The 15,994-nt window shown below is 67.6% G+C and carries 13 protein-coding genes; 10 read left to right on the plus strand and 3 right to left on the minus strand.

Annotated elements, in window-relative coordinates:
- Positions 1-63 precede the first annotated feature (63 nt).
- Together ACWEMY_RS02250 and ACWEMY_RS02255 are read left to right on the plus strand one after the other, a co-directional pair.
- Complete coding sequence (locus ACWEMY_RS02250) at positions 64-927, plus strand: alpha/beta fold hydrolase (RefSeq protein ID WP_452388522.1); 864 nt, start codon at positions 64-66, stop codon at positions 925-927.
- A 29-nt stretch (positions 928-956) separates the two neighbouring features.
- Entirely contained in the window at positions 957-1,802 is an 846-nt protein-coding gene (locus tag ACWEMY_RS02255) for a class I SAM-dependent methyltransferase (RefSeq protein WP_452388523.1), read from the plus strand.
- Between the two features lie 13 nt (positions 1,803-1,815).
- Here ACWEMY_RS02255 and ACWEMY_RS02260 read toward each other — a convergent pair whose 3' ends face one another.
- The gene (locus ACWEMY_RS02260; RefSeq protein WP_452388524.1) at positions 1,816-2,895 is read right to left on the minus strand and encodes an alkaline phosphatase family protein; all 1,080 of its coding nucleotides are present in this window, start codon (positions 2,893-2,895) and stop codon (positions 1,816-1,818) included.
- Positions 2,896-3,018: 123 nt separating this feature from the next.
- The gene (locus ACWEMY_RS02265) at positions 3,019-3,894 is read right to left on the minus strand and encodes an LLM class F420-dependent oxidoreductase (protein WP_452388525.1); all 876 of its coding nucleotides are present in this window, start codon (positions 3,892-3,894) and stop codon (positions 3,019-3,021) included.
- Positions 3,895-4,002: 108 nt separating this feature from the next.
- Between ACWEMY_RS02265 and ACWEMY_RS02270 the strand changes: the two genes are divergently transcribed.
- The 4 genes from ACWEMY_RS02270 (at position 4,003) to ACWEMY_RS02285 (ending at position 9,254) form a co-directional block, all read left to right on the plus strand.
- Positions 4,003-5,607 (plus strand): glucose-6-phosphate dehydrogenase, encoded by a 1,605-nt coding sequence (locus ACWEMY_RS02270; RefSeq protein WP_452388526.1) that lies wholly within the window; start codon positions 4,003-4,005, stop codon positions 5,605-5,607.
- A 1-nt stretch (position 5,608) separates the two neighbouring features.
- Complete coding sequence (locus ACWEMY_RS02275) at positions 5,609-7,012, plus strand: sugar porter family MFS transporter (protein ID WP_452388527.1); 1,404 nt, start codon at positions 5,609-5,611, stop codon at positions 7,010-7,012.
- A 112-nt stretch (positions 7,013-7,124) separates the two neighbouring features.
- A complete protein-coding gene (locus ACWEMY_RS02280; RefSeq protein ID WP_452388528.1) occupies positions 7,125-8,267 on the plus strand; it encodes an alkane 1-monooxygenase in 1,143 nt (380 codons plus the stop codon).
- 384 nt (positions 8,268-8,651) lie between these two features.
- Positions 8,652-9,254, plus strand: coding sequence for a DUF6182 family protein (locus ACWEMY_RS02285; protein ID WP_452388529.1), 603 nt, complete (start codon positions 8,652-8,654; stop codon positions 9,252-9,254).
- Positions 9,255-10,481: 1,227 nt separating this feature from the next.
- On the opposite strand, the gene ACWEMY_RS02290 is transcribed toward ACWEMY_RS02285, so the two are convergent.
- Positions 10,482-12,659: a malate synthase G gene (locus tag ACWEMY_RS02290; protein WP_452388530.1), complete on the minus strand. Its 2,178-nt coding sequence runs from the start codon at positions 12,657-12,659 to the stop codon at positions 10,482-10,484.
- A 245-nt stretch (positions 12,660-12,904) separates the two neighbouring features.
- On the opposite strand from ACWEMY_RS02290, the gene ACWEMY_RS02295 reads away from it, so the two are divergent.
- The 4 genes from ACWEMY_RS02295 to ACWEMY_RS02310 all read left to right on the plus strand — a co-directional run bounded on the left by ACWEMY_RS02295 (position 12,905) and on the right by ACWEMY_RS02310 (position 15,944).
- Entirely contained in the window at positions 12,905-13,564 is a 660-nt protein-coding gene (locus ACWEMY_RS02295) for a TetR family transcriptional regulator (protein ID WP_452388531.1), read from the plus strand.
- A gap of 2 nt (positions 13,565-13,566) precedes the next feature.
- Positions 13,567-14,856 (plus strand): acyl-CoA dehydrogenase family protein, encoded by a 1,290-nt coding sequence (locus ACWEMY_RS02300; RefSeq protein WP_452388532.1) that lies wholly within the window; start codon positions 13,567-13,569, stop codon positions 14,854-14,856.
- Positions 14,857-15,150: 294 nt separating this feature from the next.
- On the plus strand, positions 15,151-15,693 hold the full coding sequence (locus tag ACWEMY_RS02305) for an HNH endonuclease (RefSeq protein WP_375926949.1): 543 nt from the start codon (positions 15,151-15,153) through the stop codon (positions 15,691-15,693).
- Positions 15,690-15,944: a WhiB family transcriptional regulator gene (locus tag ACWEMY_RS02310; protein ID WP_375926946.1), complete on the plus strand. Its 255-nt coding sequence runs from the start codon at positions 15,690-15,692 to the stop codon at positions 15,942-15,944. The genes ACWEMY_RS02305 and ACWEMY_RS02310 overlap by 4 nt, the downstream gene beginning before the upstream one ends.
- Positions 15,945-15,994 lie beyond the last annotated feature (50 nt).

Here is a 15,994-nt window from a genome sequence, read left to right on the forward strand (position 1 = left end):
CGATGACTTTCCGGTGCAACCGTCGTCTATACCTCCGGTACCTACAGACAGGAGCGTTCCGCCATGACGAAACCGCCACGCAGCGGCCCGACCGCGGTACGGGCGAACGGGGTAGATCTCGGGATCGAGAGCTTCGGCCGCACCGAGGACCCGCTGATCCTGCTGGTCGGCGGCACGACGATGCTGTCCTGGCCCGACACGCTCTGCGAGCGGCTCGCCTCGGGTGGACGCCGCGTGGTCCGCTACGACCTGCGCGACTCCGGCGGTTCGACAACCCTCGATCCGGACAATCCCGCTTACGATCTGCGGGACCTCGTCGCCGACACTGCCGCGCTGGTCGCCGCGCTCGGCGCCGGGACAGCGCATCTCGGCGGCATCGGTGTCGGCGGGATGGTCGCCCAGGTCGCCGCCTTGGACCACCCGCACCTGTTCTCCGCGCTGACCCTGGTCGGCACCAGGCCGGTCGCGCCGGGCCCGGTCGACGACGACCTGCCCGACCACGACTTCGCGATCCTGGGCGACCTGTTCTCCCGCCCGCAGCCGGACTGGACCGACCGCGACGCTGTCGCCGCGTTCGCCGCCGAGGCAGCGGAGCCGCTGGGCGACGATCCGGCGGAGACCCGAGCGACAGCGGCCCGGATCTGGGACCGGACACCCGCGGCCGATCCCGCGGTGCACCAGGCGAACCAGCTCGGAATGGTGTTCTCCCGCATCGACTGCGCACCCCGCTGGCGGAGCCGGCTCGGCGACCTCGATCTGCCCACGCTCGTGGTGCACGGTCGCGCGGACCCGTTCTTCCCGGTGGGCAACGGCGAGGCCCTCGCCGCCGAGATCCCCGGCGCACGCCTGCTCGTCCTCGACGACATGGGTACCGCCCTGCGCGCGTCCTCGGCCGACCAGGTCGCCACCGCGATGCTCGCCCTCTAGCGTCGAACGGCCCCGGTAGGTTCGTGGGCATGGAGAACGAGGGACCGAGCCGCACCGCGCTCATCACCGCGTACGCCCGAGCCCACCACCAGGTCGTGGACCGCCCACAGATCTTCACCGACCCCTTGGCAGTGCCCCTGCTCGGCGTCTCCGCGGCGGAACTGGCCGACAACCAGCTCGGTGACGTGGTCAGCGATCGGCCCCGCCGCCTGTTCTTCGCCGCGCGCTCACGCTTCGCCGAGGACGCCGTAGCTGAGGCCGCCGCCGCTGGTGTGCGGCAGGTCGTGGTCCTCGGCGCGGGCCTCGACACCTTCGCCTACCGCAATCCGTTCCCCGCTGTGCGGGTCTTCGAGGTCGACCGCCCCGCCACCCAAGCCTGGAAACGCGAACGCCTCGCCGCCGCCGGAATCGAACTCCCCGACACCGCGACCTTCGTGCCTGTCGATTTCGAAACCCAGACGCTGGCAGCGGGATTGGCTACCGCAGGATTCGATCGGTCTGGCCCGGCCGTGTTCGTGTGGCTCGGCGTCGTCTTCTACCTGACTTCGCACGCCGCCCACGCCACCCTCGAATACATCGCTGGTCAGGGCGGACCGGTCGAGGTGGTGTTCGACTACCTGCAGCCCGCCGACAGCGAGGAAGGCCGCGCCCACCAGCGGGCACGCGCCGATCGCCTGGCCGACATCGGTGAACCCGTGTTCAGCTACTTCACGCCCGAGGACATCGCCACCCAGTTACGCGACCTCGGCTTCACCGACATCGACGACCACTCCGCCCTCGACCTGCTCACCCGCTACCTCGACGGTTTCCCGAACGCCGGAGGCGAACCGCCCGCCGCCCTGCGCGCCATCCGCATCCTGCGCGCGAAGCGCTGAGAACCCGGCGAGTTCACCTCTCGGACGAACCGCCCGCCGAACCGGACCCCAGGACGCACAGCGGATTCGCCACCATGGCCGCCTGCGCCGAACCTGACGACGAACCGGTGATCCCGGAGTCGACCGGCGGAGTATTCGGCACCGGTGCGGCCGGGTCGCCCGAGCCGCCGGTCACCATCGTCTCGCCGTCGAGCGACGCGGGGGCCGGGACATCGAGCAGATCCAGCACAGTCGGTGTGATGTCGGCGAGGGTGTAGCCGTTGTTCTGCGCACCCGCCGCGAACCCCGGCCCGCGCGCGATCACGAAACTGGCTGTCTCGTAGGCGCTCTGCCCACCGTGCCCGCCCTCCGGCTTGTGCCCGTGGTCGGTGGTGATCAGAATCGTCCACCGCTCGTTCGGATGCGCGGCCGCCCGCGCGTCGACCGCGTCAGCGATCTTGCCGACCAGGCCGTCCGCGCGGCTGATCGCATCGCGATACGCCTGCGGCCAGATTCCACGCAGCGTGTGACCCACGATGTCCACCTGATCGAGGTGGGTGAACAGCAGATCGGTCCCGTCTTCGGTGATGGCCGTGACAGCCTCCGCGGTGGCGGCGGAATCGGCGGTGGTCTCGCAGATCCCGGCACCGGTGGGGTCGAGCTGGGTGACCGACACACGGTCGGCGTGCGGACTGCCGGTCCGCGCGATCATGCCGATCGTGTCCCAGGTGCCGATGGAGGCCGTCGACAAGGCCGGACGCTCCCGCTCCACCTGCGTGAACACCGTCGGATATTGCGCGAAAGGCCCTGCGTTGCAGGTGGACCCATTGTCCTGGATCCCGTGCTTGGTATCCCACACGCCGGTCAGCGCCGTCGCCCACGAGACGCACGACATCGTGGTGTGCGGGGCGATGGACGTGCGTGCCAGGGTGCCCTCGGCGGCCAGCCGGTCGAGGTTCGGGGCATCGGCCGCCGACACCTCACTCCACAGCGTGCCGTCGATACCGATGACCACGACCTTGTTCACGACCGGGTCCGCCGGGGCGGGCGCCGCCACCGCGAACGGGACGGCGGCCAGGGCGATAGCCGCGAGTACGCGGTGAGTGCTAGCCATGTGCGGGACCGTAGTTGCCGAGCGAACCCACCACCCCACGAATTGGGCAATCGACCGATACAGTCCCGCCCACCGGGAACCCCGACCCGGCGACAAGCCCCGGGTCGACCGGCTCCCGTCACCTCACCGCGCGAGCGGCAGCACCGTCGCCAAGCTGCGCAGGGCCGCGAGGTAGTCCTCGTTCAGGACCTGAATCGCGACGTGACCCGCCCCGGCATCCAGATGCTCGGCCAACCCGGCAGCCACCCGGTCGGGTTCCCCGTGAAGCGCGAGAACGTCGATGAGCCGGTCGCTGCCCGGAGTCGACAGGTCCTCCTCGGTGAAGCCGAGCCGCCGCAGATTGCTGACATAGTTCACCAACCCCAGATACATCGGGATCATCTTCCGGGCGACAGCCCGCGCGCGCTCGGGGTCACCGTCGACGACCACCTTCTGCTCGGCGACGAGCAGTGAGTCCGCACCGACGACCTCGCGGGCGATGCGGGTGTGCTCCGGCGGGGCCAGATACGGCAGCGCACCGGCGGTCCGGTCCCGCGCCAATTCCAGTACTCGCGGACCGAGTGCCGCCAGCGCCCGGCTCTCCTGCGGCACCCCCGCCGCGTCGAGTTCGTCGAGATAACTCACCAGCGCGTCATACGGCTTGATCGCCTCCGCCCCGTTGGCCTCACGATGACCGGCGCCGATGCCGAGCAACAACCGCCCGGGAAACCGCTGTTCGATCCGATGGAAGGACTCCGCCACCGCACCGGCCCGCGCCGACCAGATATTGACGATGCTGGTTCCCACGGTCAACGATTCCGTGGCCTCCAGCAGCGACTCGGCCACCGAAAGATCCGCCGGCGGCGACCCACCCAGCCACACCGCCCCGAACCCCAACTCCTCGATCTCCCGCGCGGCCTCGGGAGTGAACCCCAGGTACCCACGCCACACACCGTATGTTCCGGCAAGCTTCGTCATGCCGGACGCAACCGCCACCCACCCCGCCCTATTCCCGCCCATACCTCTGCCGAGCGGCGTGAGGACGGCACCGGGCAGCCACGCCCGGGTACATGACGCGAACCCCGGATTCCGTCCACCAGCCGGTCTGCGACGTAGAGTACTTCCCGCGTGAGTTCGATCGAGCGACATCAGCGGCCATCGCCTCGCCGCGCGCTCCGGGAAACGGAGCACAACGACAGCGGTAGGGGTTCGCTGGTCGTGAATTACCTAGAGAAACAGTCGGTTTCGGATCGAAACAGCCAGTCGCATTGCCCGTCGCACTCTGAACAACAGGAGCCGAGCACAATGCCTTCAGACTCGACAACACAGCCGAAGACCTCACCCGAGCAGACGCTGATCATTCTCGGCGCGAGCGGGGACCTGACCGCGCGGCTACTGCTCCCCGGCCTGGGCGCGCTGTTGAGCACCGGAAGGGTGGACAAGCTTCGGCTCGTCGGCAGTGCGCTCGACGACTGGGACGACGACCGGTGGCGATCGCAGGTCGTCGAGTCCTTCGCGACGGTGGATGCCGACGGGCCCCAGGTGCGCGAGGTCATCGACAGCACTCGGTATGTGCGCGCGAACGTCACCGGCGAGGACGATCTGCGCGCGCTGCTGGGCTCCTGCGAAGGGCAGCTCGTCATCTACTTCGCGCTGCCGCCCGCCATCACCGAGAAAGCCTGCCGTGCGCTGACCGGCGTCGACCTGCCCGAAGGCACCCGGCTCGCGATCGAGAAACCGTTCGGCAGCGACGCCGACAGCGCCGCCGCGCTCAACGACCTGGTGACACAGCTCGTGCCGGAAGACCACGTGCACCGCATCGATCACTTCGTCGCCATGTCGGCGGTGCTCAACATTCTGGGCGTGCGGTTCGCCAATCGCGTGATCGAACCGCTGCTCAACAACCAGCACGTCCACAGCGTGGACGTGATCTTCGACGAGAGCCTGACCCTGGAGGGGCGCGCCGCCTTCTACGACGGCACCGGCGCGATGGCGGACATGATCCAGAGCCACCTGCTCGAAGTGCTGGCACTGTTCGCCATGGAGCCCGTGCCGTCCTTGGCGGGCGAGGATGTGCGCGACGGAAAGGCACAGATCCTGCGGGCGACTCACATCTGGGACGACGACCCGATCCGCTACAGCCGACGCGCGCGCTACACCGCCGGCGAGATCGACGGCCGTCAGGTGCCGTCCTTCGTGGACGAGGACGGCATCGACCCGTCCCGCAATACCGAGACCTTCGCCGAGCTGGTGCTCGCGATCGACACGTGGCGCTGGGCCGGTGTGCCGTTCCGGGTGCGCTCGGGAAAATCGCTGGGCTCGCCCCGCACCGAGGTGACCGTCACCTTCCAGCCGCCCCAGCACGTTCCGACCGGCCTGACCGGCAACGCACAACCCAACCGGCTCCACATCGGCATCCCGCTCGGCACCAACACGCTCGCGCTCGATGTGAACATCAGCGGGCCGGGCAACTCGCTGGACATCGATCCGGTGAGCTTGGCGGGCGAGTTCGGCGCGGGCGCGCTCCCGCCCTACGGATACGTGCTCGTGGGCATTCTGGAGGGCATCCCGCCGTTGTCGGTCCGCGGCGACATGGCCGTGCAGTGCTGGCGGATCATCGAACCGGTTCGCCAGGCGTGGCGCGAGAACAAGGTCCCCATGGGCGAATACGCGGCAGGAAGCCTCGGCCCGGACGGCTGGAGCGCGACCGGCCTGCCCGACCGGGAGGCGTGAGATGGCGGAGGAGATCCCCCGCGCGGGATTGCGCATGGTCGCTCGGTGGGGACTGTGGATCAACCTCGCCACCTTCCTGATCGGCTACGCCACCGGCATCATCTCCGGCGCACTGCTCTACATCCGCGGCGACCTCGACCTCGACGACGGCCAGCAGGGCCTGGTGACCAGCATCCTGCTGCTGGGCGCGATGGTGTCGGCGTCTGTCACCGGCGGACTGGCCGACCGATTCGGCCGCAAGCTGGTGCTCGGCGGCGCCGGGGTGCTGTTCGCGGTGGGATTCATCGTGTCGGCGCTGGCCACGGACTTCACCGTCCTGCTGCTCGGCCGCCTGATCATGGGCCTGGGCGTCGGTATCGCCTCGGCGCTGGTTCCCACCTATCTGAGCGAGATCTCCCCTGCGCAGATCCGCGGCCGCATGCTCACGCTCAACCAGCTGCTGCAAACAGTCGGCATGCTCGTCGCGTACCTGGTGAACCTCGCCTTCAGCGGCAGCGGTGACTGGCGGGCGATGTTCTGGGTCGGTGCGATTCCGGCCGTCGTGCTCGCGGTGATCGTGGTGCGGCTGCCCGAGACGCCGACCTGGTTGATCGCGCAGGGACGTACCGAGGAGGCGCGGGCGGCGATCGCCTCGGTCACCGGCCCGGAGGGCGCGGAGTCGGTGATGCAGCGCTATCGCCGCGACGACGAGGAACGACAGCGCAAACAGCAGCAGGACAAGGAAACAGAGCACAAGGGGTGGCGGGCGTTGCTGGCGCCACGGGTGCGCCCGGCGCTGGTCGTCGGCCTGGGGCTCGCCGCACTGCAGCAGTTCGTCGGCATCAACACCGTGCTCTACTACGCGCCGACGATCATGGAGGAGACCGGGCTCGGCGCGTCCAACTCGATCATCTACTCGGTCATCATCGGCGCGGTGAATCTCGCGATGACCTTCGTCTCGCTGCGCTTGATCGACCAGCTCGGACGCAGGCCGCTGCTGCTGATCTCGCTGACCGGCATGGGGATCTCGGTGGCGCTGCTCGGTATCGCGTTCCTCGTCGACCTCGGCTCGGTGACGCTGCTGGTGTGCATGCTGGTGTTCGTGTCGTCCTTCGCCATCGGCATGGGTCCGGTGTTCTGGGTGATTCTCGGGGAGGTCTTCCCGCCCGATGCGCAGGCCCAGGGCTCGGGCGCGGGCTCGGCGCTGAGCTGGCTGTCGAACTTCGTCATGTCGACGGCGTTCCTGCCGCTCACCGGAGCACTCGGATCGGGACCGGTGTTCTTGATCTTCGCCGTCGTGTGCCTGATCGCGCTGGCTTTCGTCTACCGCCTCGTCCCGGAGACCAAGGACCGCGATTTCGCCGAGATCGACGCCGACCTGCAAGCCCGCGCAGGCAGGCAGAAGCCGGACACCGCGACCGCCTGACGCCGGTGCCCGCGGGCGACAGGTCAGCTATCGGCTGGTTAACGAACAGGGTTCTCGACGCGATGAAATCTGATAGTCGCATCGATCACGTTCCCGAAGTTCGGAGCCGAGGATGGACCAGCCACCGAGCCGGACCGACCCGAAGCGCTACCTGTGGGCCCTGGGACTGATCGCGCCCGCCTGCGCGCTCCTCCCATCCCAGCTCGTCTACCGAACCGGCATCGAGGCGTTCTGGTGGATCGGCCCTGTCATCGTGTTGATCGCCATTCCGCTGGTGGACTGGATCGTCGGCGAAGACGGCACCAACCCACGCGACGAGGACTACACGGCGCTGTCGAACGACCGCTACTACCGATGGTGCACCTTCCTGTTCCTGCCGATCCAGCTGATCGGCCTGGTGATCGCGTGCGCGATGTGGACCGGTGACGAACTCGACCTGGTCGACAAACTCGGCCTGGCGGCCACCGTCGGGCTGGTCAGCGGCATCGGGATCAACGCCGCCCACGAACTCGGACACCGGATCGAACGATCCGAACGCTGGCTGGCCAAGATCGCCCTCGCCCAATCCGCCTACGGCCACTTCTTCGTCGAGCACAACCGCGGCCACCACGTCCGGGTCGCCACACCCGAGGATCCGGCCAGCGCTCGCCTGGGCGAATCGCTGTGGCGGTTCCTGCCACGCTCGATATCCGGCGGCTTCCGCTCGGCCTACACACTCGAACGAGATCGTCTACGCAGGCGCGACCGCGGCTGGTGGAGCCCGCACAACCACATCCTGCAGGCATGGGCGATGAGCGCGGTCCTGTTCGGCACACTCATCGCGATCTGGGGTCCAGCGCTCATCCCCTGGCTGATCGTGCAGGCCGCGATCGGCATCGGGCTACTCGAAACGGTCAACTACGTCGAGCACTACGGCCTGCTACGCCGCCGCCGTCCCAACGGACGCTACGAACGCTGCACACCTCGTGACAGCTGGAACAGCGACCGGCTGGTCACCAACATCTTCCTGTTCCACCTGCAACGCCACAGCGACCACCACGCCAACCCCGGCCGCCGCTACCAGACCCTCCGCTCCGACGACGAAGCCCCCCAACTGCCCGCGGGCTACCCGACCATGATCCTGCTGGCCACCGTCCCACCCCTGTGGCGGCGGGTGATGGACCCGAAAGTCGCCGCACACTACGACGGCGATCTGAACCGCGCGAACATCGAGCGACGCAAAACGCGACAAGATCCTGCAACTCGCCACCGCTGACGGAAGTCTTCGACGCGGTCCGTGATAGTCGACTCGCGGAGACCGTCCGACGCCGGCGTCGGCATGCATTCCTCGACGCATTACTGACCGGATATCCCGCCGTTGCGAGAGAGTGCCATTTCTGATGCCGATCACCGACAGTCACCGCCACGGCGAACATGACGCCCGGCCCTACGGCCTACCGGGCAAGAACCGGGGGACGCGATCGGGAGACATGACCCAGCCTGCCGCCACCCCGGAACCATCGGGGAATCGCCCAGATGGTTCAACCGGATTCCGTGGATAACGCAGGGTGGAAACAGCGATGTGCCGATCTCCCCCGACCTCGGATCGTGTTACCAGCGAGCAGCGAGCAGGTCGGTGACTTGAGTGTCGGTGAGGTCGATGCCGAAGAAGCGTTGGGGTAGAAATGCTTGGTTTCCGCGGCCATGTCGATGCTCTCGAAATGGGTGGGAAGACTTGGCGGGCCACCCAGAGCAGGGCGAGTGGCTGTTCGGCGGTGTTGTTCCCCCAGAACTCAGCGATTGGGGCGCGCCTTTCACACGGACGTTCTTCTTGGCCGGTCGCCCGAATAATCTCGCGTCGAGATTTGAGCCGCATCACACGGGGCATGGCACCAGCATTGCATGGTACGACCCCGTACCCAGCGGCAGTGGGATCGCTTTGCGCAGGCTGTTGAAGCCGTTCCACGGGCCATCAGGAGTCCCGCCCGCGGGGTTTACGGCGAGGGCCGGCTCGGTGGTGGAACCCAGTGCGAGATCGGTCGAGTTGATCGTCGATATCACCGATCTCGCCACGGAGAACTATCTCGTACACGTCAACCACGTAATCGCCGAGTCCGTCGTCTTGAACCTGATCGGAAGAGCGACTTCACTACAGATTCGACACGTCAGTGGAATCGATCCGATCGACGGCCCTTTCGACTATCTACGAGTAGCCCCCGACCGCGACGGTGAGCTCAAATGCTTTGCGGCACTGACTCGCTGAGGCAACGACGTGACGTAGTGCGTGCCGTCGATCGTCACCCATGCCGCCACGGCACGGGATGGCCGATCCACGAGGTCGACAGTAGCCCGATCGATCTCGTCAGAAGTAGAAGTCCGGTGTCCTCAGCGGTCGTACACTCGCCTACGGCTGGATCGCGTCCGACCAGGACGCCGGTAGAGAGGCGATGGCAGTGGCGAAGAAATGCAACGAGTGCGGCGCGACGTGTACTGAGGACGGTCGATGCACCAACGACAAATGCGGAGCCAAGAGCTAGCCGGCGTGTTCTCGGACATCGTCGAACAGCAGTGCCCGAGAACGACGTCTACAGACGGTCGAGGTACCGATGCCACGGACACACACCGCGCGGGAGCTTGCCTACGAACGCTCCGAGCTTGACCCGGAACGCCTCCGTGCGTACGCCGGCACGGTCGTTGCAGCATGCCTTCGGGCCGATATCGAAACCAGTGTGTTCGACGGGCACCACTGCTGGATCTTGAGTCGCGAAGTGATCTGGAGCTGCCCTGACCATCAAGAAGTCAACTTCTTGCTCCTCACCACCAGCGGTGAGATCGTCTTCTACCCCCACACGGGGTTCTACCCGCAACGACCTGAGCGGGGACCCTGTATCAGCGACCTGGAGATCTACCAAGGAGAAGTTCTCAGGGACGATCAGCTCGACATACTCGACCGAAAGGCTGTTCTCGGCTCCGCCAAGCGAGAGTACAGAGATGGACCGAAGGTTCGAGCAGCGACCTATCCGATCTCGGTGAGCTCCAAAGGAGAAGGCCTCTCCCGCGCCCTGACCACTCTGTTGCGGAATGTCCCTGAACATCTGCGGATAGGCCCGAGACCTGTCGCAACCCCGGGTGCTGATATTCCAGCCGCATCGATGGCATCTCGCGTTCCGCACGCGGACCGATCTCGCGAGGCAACAGGAAAGCTGATCGAATACCTGACGGCCAACCCTCCCAGCCCAGGAGGTGAGAGGCAGAAGCGTCCGCCCAACCGCGGTCGCGCAAACCAGAAGAAACGTCGCTGACCACGCTGGATTAGTTCTCACGCCCGACCGACATATGCGGGTACTGCGGACGGTCCGGTGGCGGATCATTGCGATCGGTTGCCGTGTCACGGTGATCTCCAACGACGACGGCCCCGCTACGGAACTCTCCGTGCGGGGCCGTCAGCGAAAAGTGCTGCTAGGAGCTACTTTTCACACGTCCGATGCCGCTACTTCTGCGCGGCCTTGTACTCGCGACGACGGCGGTGCAGGATCGGCTCGGTGTAGCCGTTGGGCTGCTTGGTGCCTTCGAGGACCAGTTCCTTGGCGGCCTGGAAGGCGATGTTGTCGTCGAAGTTCGGGGCCAGCGGGCGGTAGTTCGGGTCGTTGGCGTTCTGGCGGTCGACGACGGGGGCCATGCGCTCGAGGCTGGCGACCACGTCGGCTTCGGTGACGATGCCGTGGCGCAGCCAGTTGGCGACCAGCTGGCTCGAGATGCGCAGGGTGGCACGGTCTTCCATGAGGCCGATGTCGTTGATGTCGGGCACCTTCGAGCAGCCGACACCGTGGTCGATCCAGCGCACGACGTAGCCCAGGATGCCCTGGGAGTTGTTGTCGAGCTCCTGGCGCTTCTCCTCGTCGGACCAGTCGGTGGACTGGGCCAGGGGGATCTCCAGGATCTGGTCGACGGTGGCGCGCGGGCCGCCCTTGGCGATCTCGGACTGGCGCTTGAACACGTCCACCTGGTGGTAGTGGGTGGCGTGCAGGGTAGCGGCGGTCGGCGAGGGCACCCAGGCGGTGTTGGCGCCGGCCTTGGGGTGGACGATCTTCTGCTCGAGCATGCCTGCCATCAGGTCGGGCATGGCCCACATGCCCTTGCCGATCTGGGCCTTGCCGGGCAGGCCCTTGGCCAGGCCGGTGTCGACGTTCCAGTCCTCGTAGGAGGTGATCCAGGTCTGGGTCTTCATCTCGGCCTTGCGGACCATCGGCCCGGCCTCCATGGAGGTGTGGATCTCGTCGCCGGTGCGGTCGAGGAAGCCGGTGTTGATGAACACCACGCGGTCCTTGGCGGCCTCGATGGACGCGGCGAGGTTGACCGTGGTGCGGCGCTCCTCGTCCATGATGCCGACCTTGAGGGTGTTGCGGGTCAGGCCGAGGACGTCCTCGATCCGGCCGAACAGCTCGTTGGTGAACGCGGCCTCGTCGGGGCCGTGCATCTTCGGCTTCACGATGTAGACCGAGCCGGTGCGGCTGTTGGCCAGCTTCGCGGTGCCGTTGAGCGAGTGCACGGCGATCAGCGAGGTGACCAGGCCGTCGAGGATGCCCTCAGGCACCTCGTTGCCCTCGGCGTCGATGATCGCGTCGGAGGTCATCAGGTGGCCCACGTTGCGCACGAACAGCAGCGAACGGCCGTGCAGCACCAGCTCGGAACCGTCGAGCGCGGTGAACACGCGGTCGGGGTTCATGGTGCGGGTGAAGGTCTTGCCGTTCTTGGTGACCTCTTCGGCCAGGTCGCCCTTGTTCAGGCCGAGCCAGTTGCGGTAACAGGCGACCTTGTCCTCGGCGTCGACCGCGGCGACCGAGTCCTCGAAGTCCATGATGGTGGTGAGCGCGGACTCGAGCACGATGTCCTTGACGCCCGCGGTGTCGGTCGAGCCGATCGGGGAGTTCGCGTCGATCTGGATCTCGATGTGCAGGCCGTTGTGCTTGAGCAGCACCGAGGTCGGGGCCTCGGGGTCACCGAGGTAGCCCACCAGCTGCGACGGGTCGGCCAGGCCGATGTCGGTGCCGTCCTCGAGACCGATCTCGAGCTCGCCGTCGACGATCTTGTAGTACGAGGAACCGATGTGCGAGCCGGTGATCAGGGTGACGGCGTCGTCGAGGAAGTTGCGGCCCCACTCGATGACCTTGTCGCCGCGCACGCGGTTGTAGCCGGTGCCCTTCTCGGCGCCGTTGGCCTCGGAGATGGCGTCGGTGCCGTAGAGCGCGTCGTAGAGCGAACCCCAGCGCGCGTTGGCGGCGTTGATCGCGAAGCGCGCGTTCATCACCGGCACCACGAGCTGCGGGCCCGCGGTGGTGGCGATCTCGGCGTCGACGTTGCCGGTGCCGATCTGGAACGGCGCGGGCTCGGGACGCAGGTAACCGATCTCGGTCAGGAACTGCTTGTAGGCGCCCTTGTCGTAACCGGTGCCGGGGCTCTCCTGATGCCAGGCGTCGAGCTTGCCCTGGATCTCGTCGCGTTCGGCCAGCAGGGCACGGTTGCGCGGCGCGAGGTCGTTGATGACCTGCTCGGCGCCTGCCCAGAACGCGGCGGAGTCCACGCCGGTACCGGGGAGCGCCTCGTTCACGATGAAATCGTGGAGAACGCCGGCCACCTGGAGCCCGCCGACCTGAATCCGCTCTGTCATCTACTGCCTCACTTTTGAGATAGCCGGGTGGGAAAGTCGGATGTCATGTTACCCGTGGGTAGCGGTGACGTCCCGTGTGGGTCGAAACGCCCAGCGGGCGATATCCATTCCGCCACGCCGACTCACCGACCGGTGAGGTGGGCGTGGCGGACCACCTCTTGATTGTAGGCCCGCCGCGATTTAATGTACTGATCGGAACATTACTCGGTGACGGGCGCCACACGCCCGGCCGGAGCGGAGGCACGGTGACCGTCGCGCACCCCGGTGAGCCGGGTTCTCCGGTCCGCCGCCGCGGCCGCCCACCCGCCACCGGGCACGACGCGGCCGATACCGCCGCGCGCATCCACGCGGCGGCGCTCGAGCTCTTCGCCGAGCGTGGTTTCCACGCCACCGGCGTCGCCGAGATCGGCGCCAGAGCCGATGTGCAGCGGGGCGCGCTGTACTACCACATCGGGTCCAAGGAAGAGCTGCTGTGGCAGATCCTCGGCGGCTACACCCGGCTGCTGCTGGCCGAGGCCGAACGTCTCGTCGCCACCGCCGCCGATCCGGTCCTGATCCTGCGGCTGCTGATCCGCGGCCAGGTGGAGCTGATCATCACCCACCGTCGTGCGGTCACGGTGCACCTGCGCGACGCCACCGCCCTCACCGGTGCGCGCGCGGCCGAACTCCAGCAGTTGCGCGACCGGCTGCGCGGCCGGTGGCAGGAGGTGATCGACGCCGGGCACGCCGCGGGGCAGTTGCGCAGCGCCGATCACGTCGTCACCCGGGGCATCCTGGGCATGCTCGACTCGCTGGCCCTCTGGTATCGCGAACGGGGCGAGCACTCCCCCGCCGAGATCGCCGACCTCCTCACCGAGACCGTCCTGTCCGGGCTGCTGGCCGCGGGCGACAACACGAAAGGCTGACCATGGCGTGGGATTTCGAGACCGATCCGGACTACCAGCGCAAGCTCGACTGGGTCGCGGAGTTCGTCCACACCGAGGTCGAGCCGCTGGATCTGGTCTACCCCAACCCCTACAACCGGGCCGACCCCGAGATCCGGGCACTGCTGCGACCCCTCCAGCGGCAGGTCAAGGATCAGGGGCTGTGGGCCTGTCATCTGGGACCCGAGCTCGGCGGGCCCGGCTACGGTCAGCTGAAGCTGGCGCTGCTCAACGAGGTGCTGGGGACCTCGATGTGGGCGCCGCTCGTGTTCGGTTGTCAGGCACCGGATTCCGGCAATGCCGAGATCCTGGCGCACTTCGGGACCGAGGAGCAGAAGGCGAAGTATCTCCAGCCGCTGCTCGACGGCGAGATCGGGTCCTGCTACGCGATGACCGAGCCCACCGGCGGCTCGGACCCCACGGCGTTCCGCACCACCGCGGTGCGCGACGGGGACGAGTGGGTGATCAACGGTGAGAAGTGGTTCAACTCGGTCGCCGAATTCGCCACCTTCCACATCGTGATGCTGGTGACCGATCCCGGCGCCGAACCGCACCGGCGGCTGTCGATGTTCATCGTCCCGGCCGATACCCCCGGCATCGAGCTGGTGCGCAACTTCACGGTGCCCGGGTTCAGCGAGCACGAGGGTCACCTGCGGTTCACCGATGTGCGGGTGCCCGCCGATCATCTGCTCGGCGGCGAGGGTGACGGGTTCGTCGTCGCGCAGACCCGGCTCGGCGGCGGGCGGGTGCATCACGCCATGCGCACCGTGGCGCTGGTCCGCAAGGCGTTCGACATGATGTGCGAGCGCGCGGTCTCGCGGCCCGCCCGCAAGGGGGTGCTCGGCGGTTTCCAGATGACCCAGGAACGCATCGCCGACAGCTGGATCCAGATGGAGCAGTTCCGGCTGCTGGTGCTGCGCACCGCCTGGCGCATCGACCGAGCCCAGGACTACCGCGCCGTGCGCAAGGACATCGCGGCCATCAAGGTGGCCATGCCCACGGTCATGAACGACATCGCCCGCCGCGCCCTGCACCTGCACGGCGCGATGGGTGTCAGCACCGACCTGCCGTTCCTCGACATGACCACCTACGCCGAGGTCATGGCCATCGCCGACGGGCCCACCGAGGTCCACAAGATCACCCTCGCCAAGGAGGTGCTGAAGCAGTACGCCCCGGCGGACCCGGTCTACCCCAGCGGGTTCCGTCCCGCCCTGCGTGAATCCGCCCGCGACCTCGTCGCCCGCCGGCTCGACCACGAGGCGGGCAACCTCTGAGCCGTTACCGGAAATAAATCAGCCGACAATCGGCGGCTGGTCTGCCACCATGAATTCCACGCCGGTGATTTCGCACCGGCGGTAGCGACGAGAGCTTTCGAGAGGAGGAGACGGCCATGAAACATCGTGTGCCACAACGACAGTCGAGTATCGGCTATCGCGGTGCCGACAAGGCCCACGGCGAGTCGCGCGACGCGGCGACCGGCGCTATGGCCCGTCTCCTGTTCGCCCGCTGACGCGGCCCCACCCAGCTCCGGCCTCTCGTTCACTTCTCTGGAAAACATGGTGATTCCCATGACGATCCGTCATGCCGTCGACCCGATGGCGCCCACTTCCGACACCTGGATACGCACCAGGGTGCTCGTGCTGAACGCCAGCTACGAGGCCCTCGACGAGATCACCGCCGACCGGGCCGTGACACTGCTGATCAGCGGTGCCGCGGAGACCGTCATCGAGCGGGCGCCGCGGTTCCCGATCCGGTCACAGCACCTGGTGATCGCGCTGCCCGAGACCGTCCGGTTGCTGCGCTACGTCTACCTGGGCCACGTCGCCCCGGTCGACGAGGCCAGCCGCGCCACGCTGGCCGGGGTGCTGCGCCGCGACAAGCACCGCTGCGGCTACTGCGCGAGCTGGGCGCAGACCGTCGACCACATCCGCCCGCGCAGCCGGGGCGGCCCCAACACCTGGGGCAATCTCGTGGCCTGCTGCGCCCCCTGCAATACGTCCAAGGCTGACCGCACCCCCGAAGAGGCGGGGATGCGGCTGCTGTGGGAGCCCAAGGCTCCCGACCCGCTCGCCCGCACGCAGCGCCGGATCTGGAAGGAGTACGCGCCGTGACCACCACCGACCTCGCCCTGACCACCCTGCTGACCCTGTCCGATTCGGGGCAGTGGCACCGCGCCGCCTGCCGGGGTGACCCGAACCACGAGGCGTGGTTCCCGTACCCGTCGCAGGACTTCGACTACGCCCGCCGGATCTGCGCCGGTTGCCCGCTGCTCGCGGGGTGCACCGAGTACGCGGCGAGCACCGGCCAGTCGGGGGTCTGGGGTGGCCGTGAGTTCGACCGCGGCCGGGTGATCCGCGAGTGACTTCATCGGGGCCGGGTGTCCGTTCGGGCACCCGGCCCCGGTGCTGTGAC

It is taken from the genome of Nocardia sp. NPDC004415, assembly GCF_053602435.1.

Bases quoted from the DNA above. Each gene is read 5' to 3' on its own strand.
- ACWEMY_RS02285 (WP_452388529.1), top strand. From the start codon at position 8,652: ATGCCGAAGAAGCGTTGGGGTAGAAATGCTTGGTTTCCGCGGCCATGT.
- ACWEMY_RS02265 (WP_452388525.1), bottom strand. From the start codon at position 3,894: ATGGGCGGGAATAGGGCGGGGTGGGTGGCGGTTGCGTCCGGCATGACG.
- ACWEMY_RS02275 (WP_452388527.1), top strand. From the start codon at position 5,609: ATGGCGGAGGAGATCCCCCGCGCGGGATTGCGCATGGTCGCTCGGTGG.
- ACWEMY_RS02260 (WP_452388524.1), bottom strand. From the start codon at position 2,895: ATGGCTAGCACTCACCGCGTACTCGCGGCTATCGCCCTGGCCGCCGTC.
- ACWEMY_RS02255 (WP_452388523.1), top strand. From the start codon at position 957: ATGGAGAACGAGGGACCGAGCCGCACCGCGCTCATCACCGCGTACGCC.
- ACWEMY_RS02250 (WP_452388522.1), top strand. From the start codon at position 64: ATGACGAAACCGCCACGCAGCGGCCCGACCGCGGTACGGGCGAACGGG.
- ACWEMY_RS02300 (WP_452388532.1), top strand. From the start codon at position 13,567: ATGGCGTGGGATTTCGAGACCGATCCGGACTACCAGCGCAAGCTCGAC.
- ACWEMY_RS02305 (WP_375926949.1), top strand. From the start codon at position 15,151: ATGACGATCCGTCATGCCGTCGACCCGATGGCGCCCACTTCCGACACC.
- ACWEMY_RS02290 (WP_452388530.1), bottom strand. From the start codon at position 12,659: ATGACAGAGCGGATTCAGGTCGGCGGGCTCCAGGTGGCCGGCGTTCTC.
- ACWEMY_RS02280 (WP_452388528.1), top strand. From the start codon at position 7,125: ATGGACCAGCCACCGAGCCGGACCGACCCGAAGCGCTACCTGTGGGCC.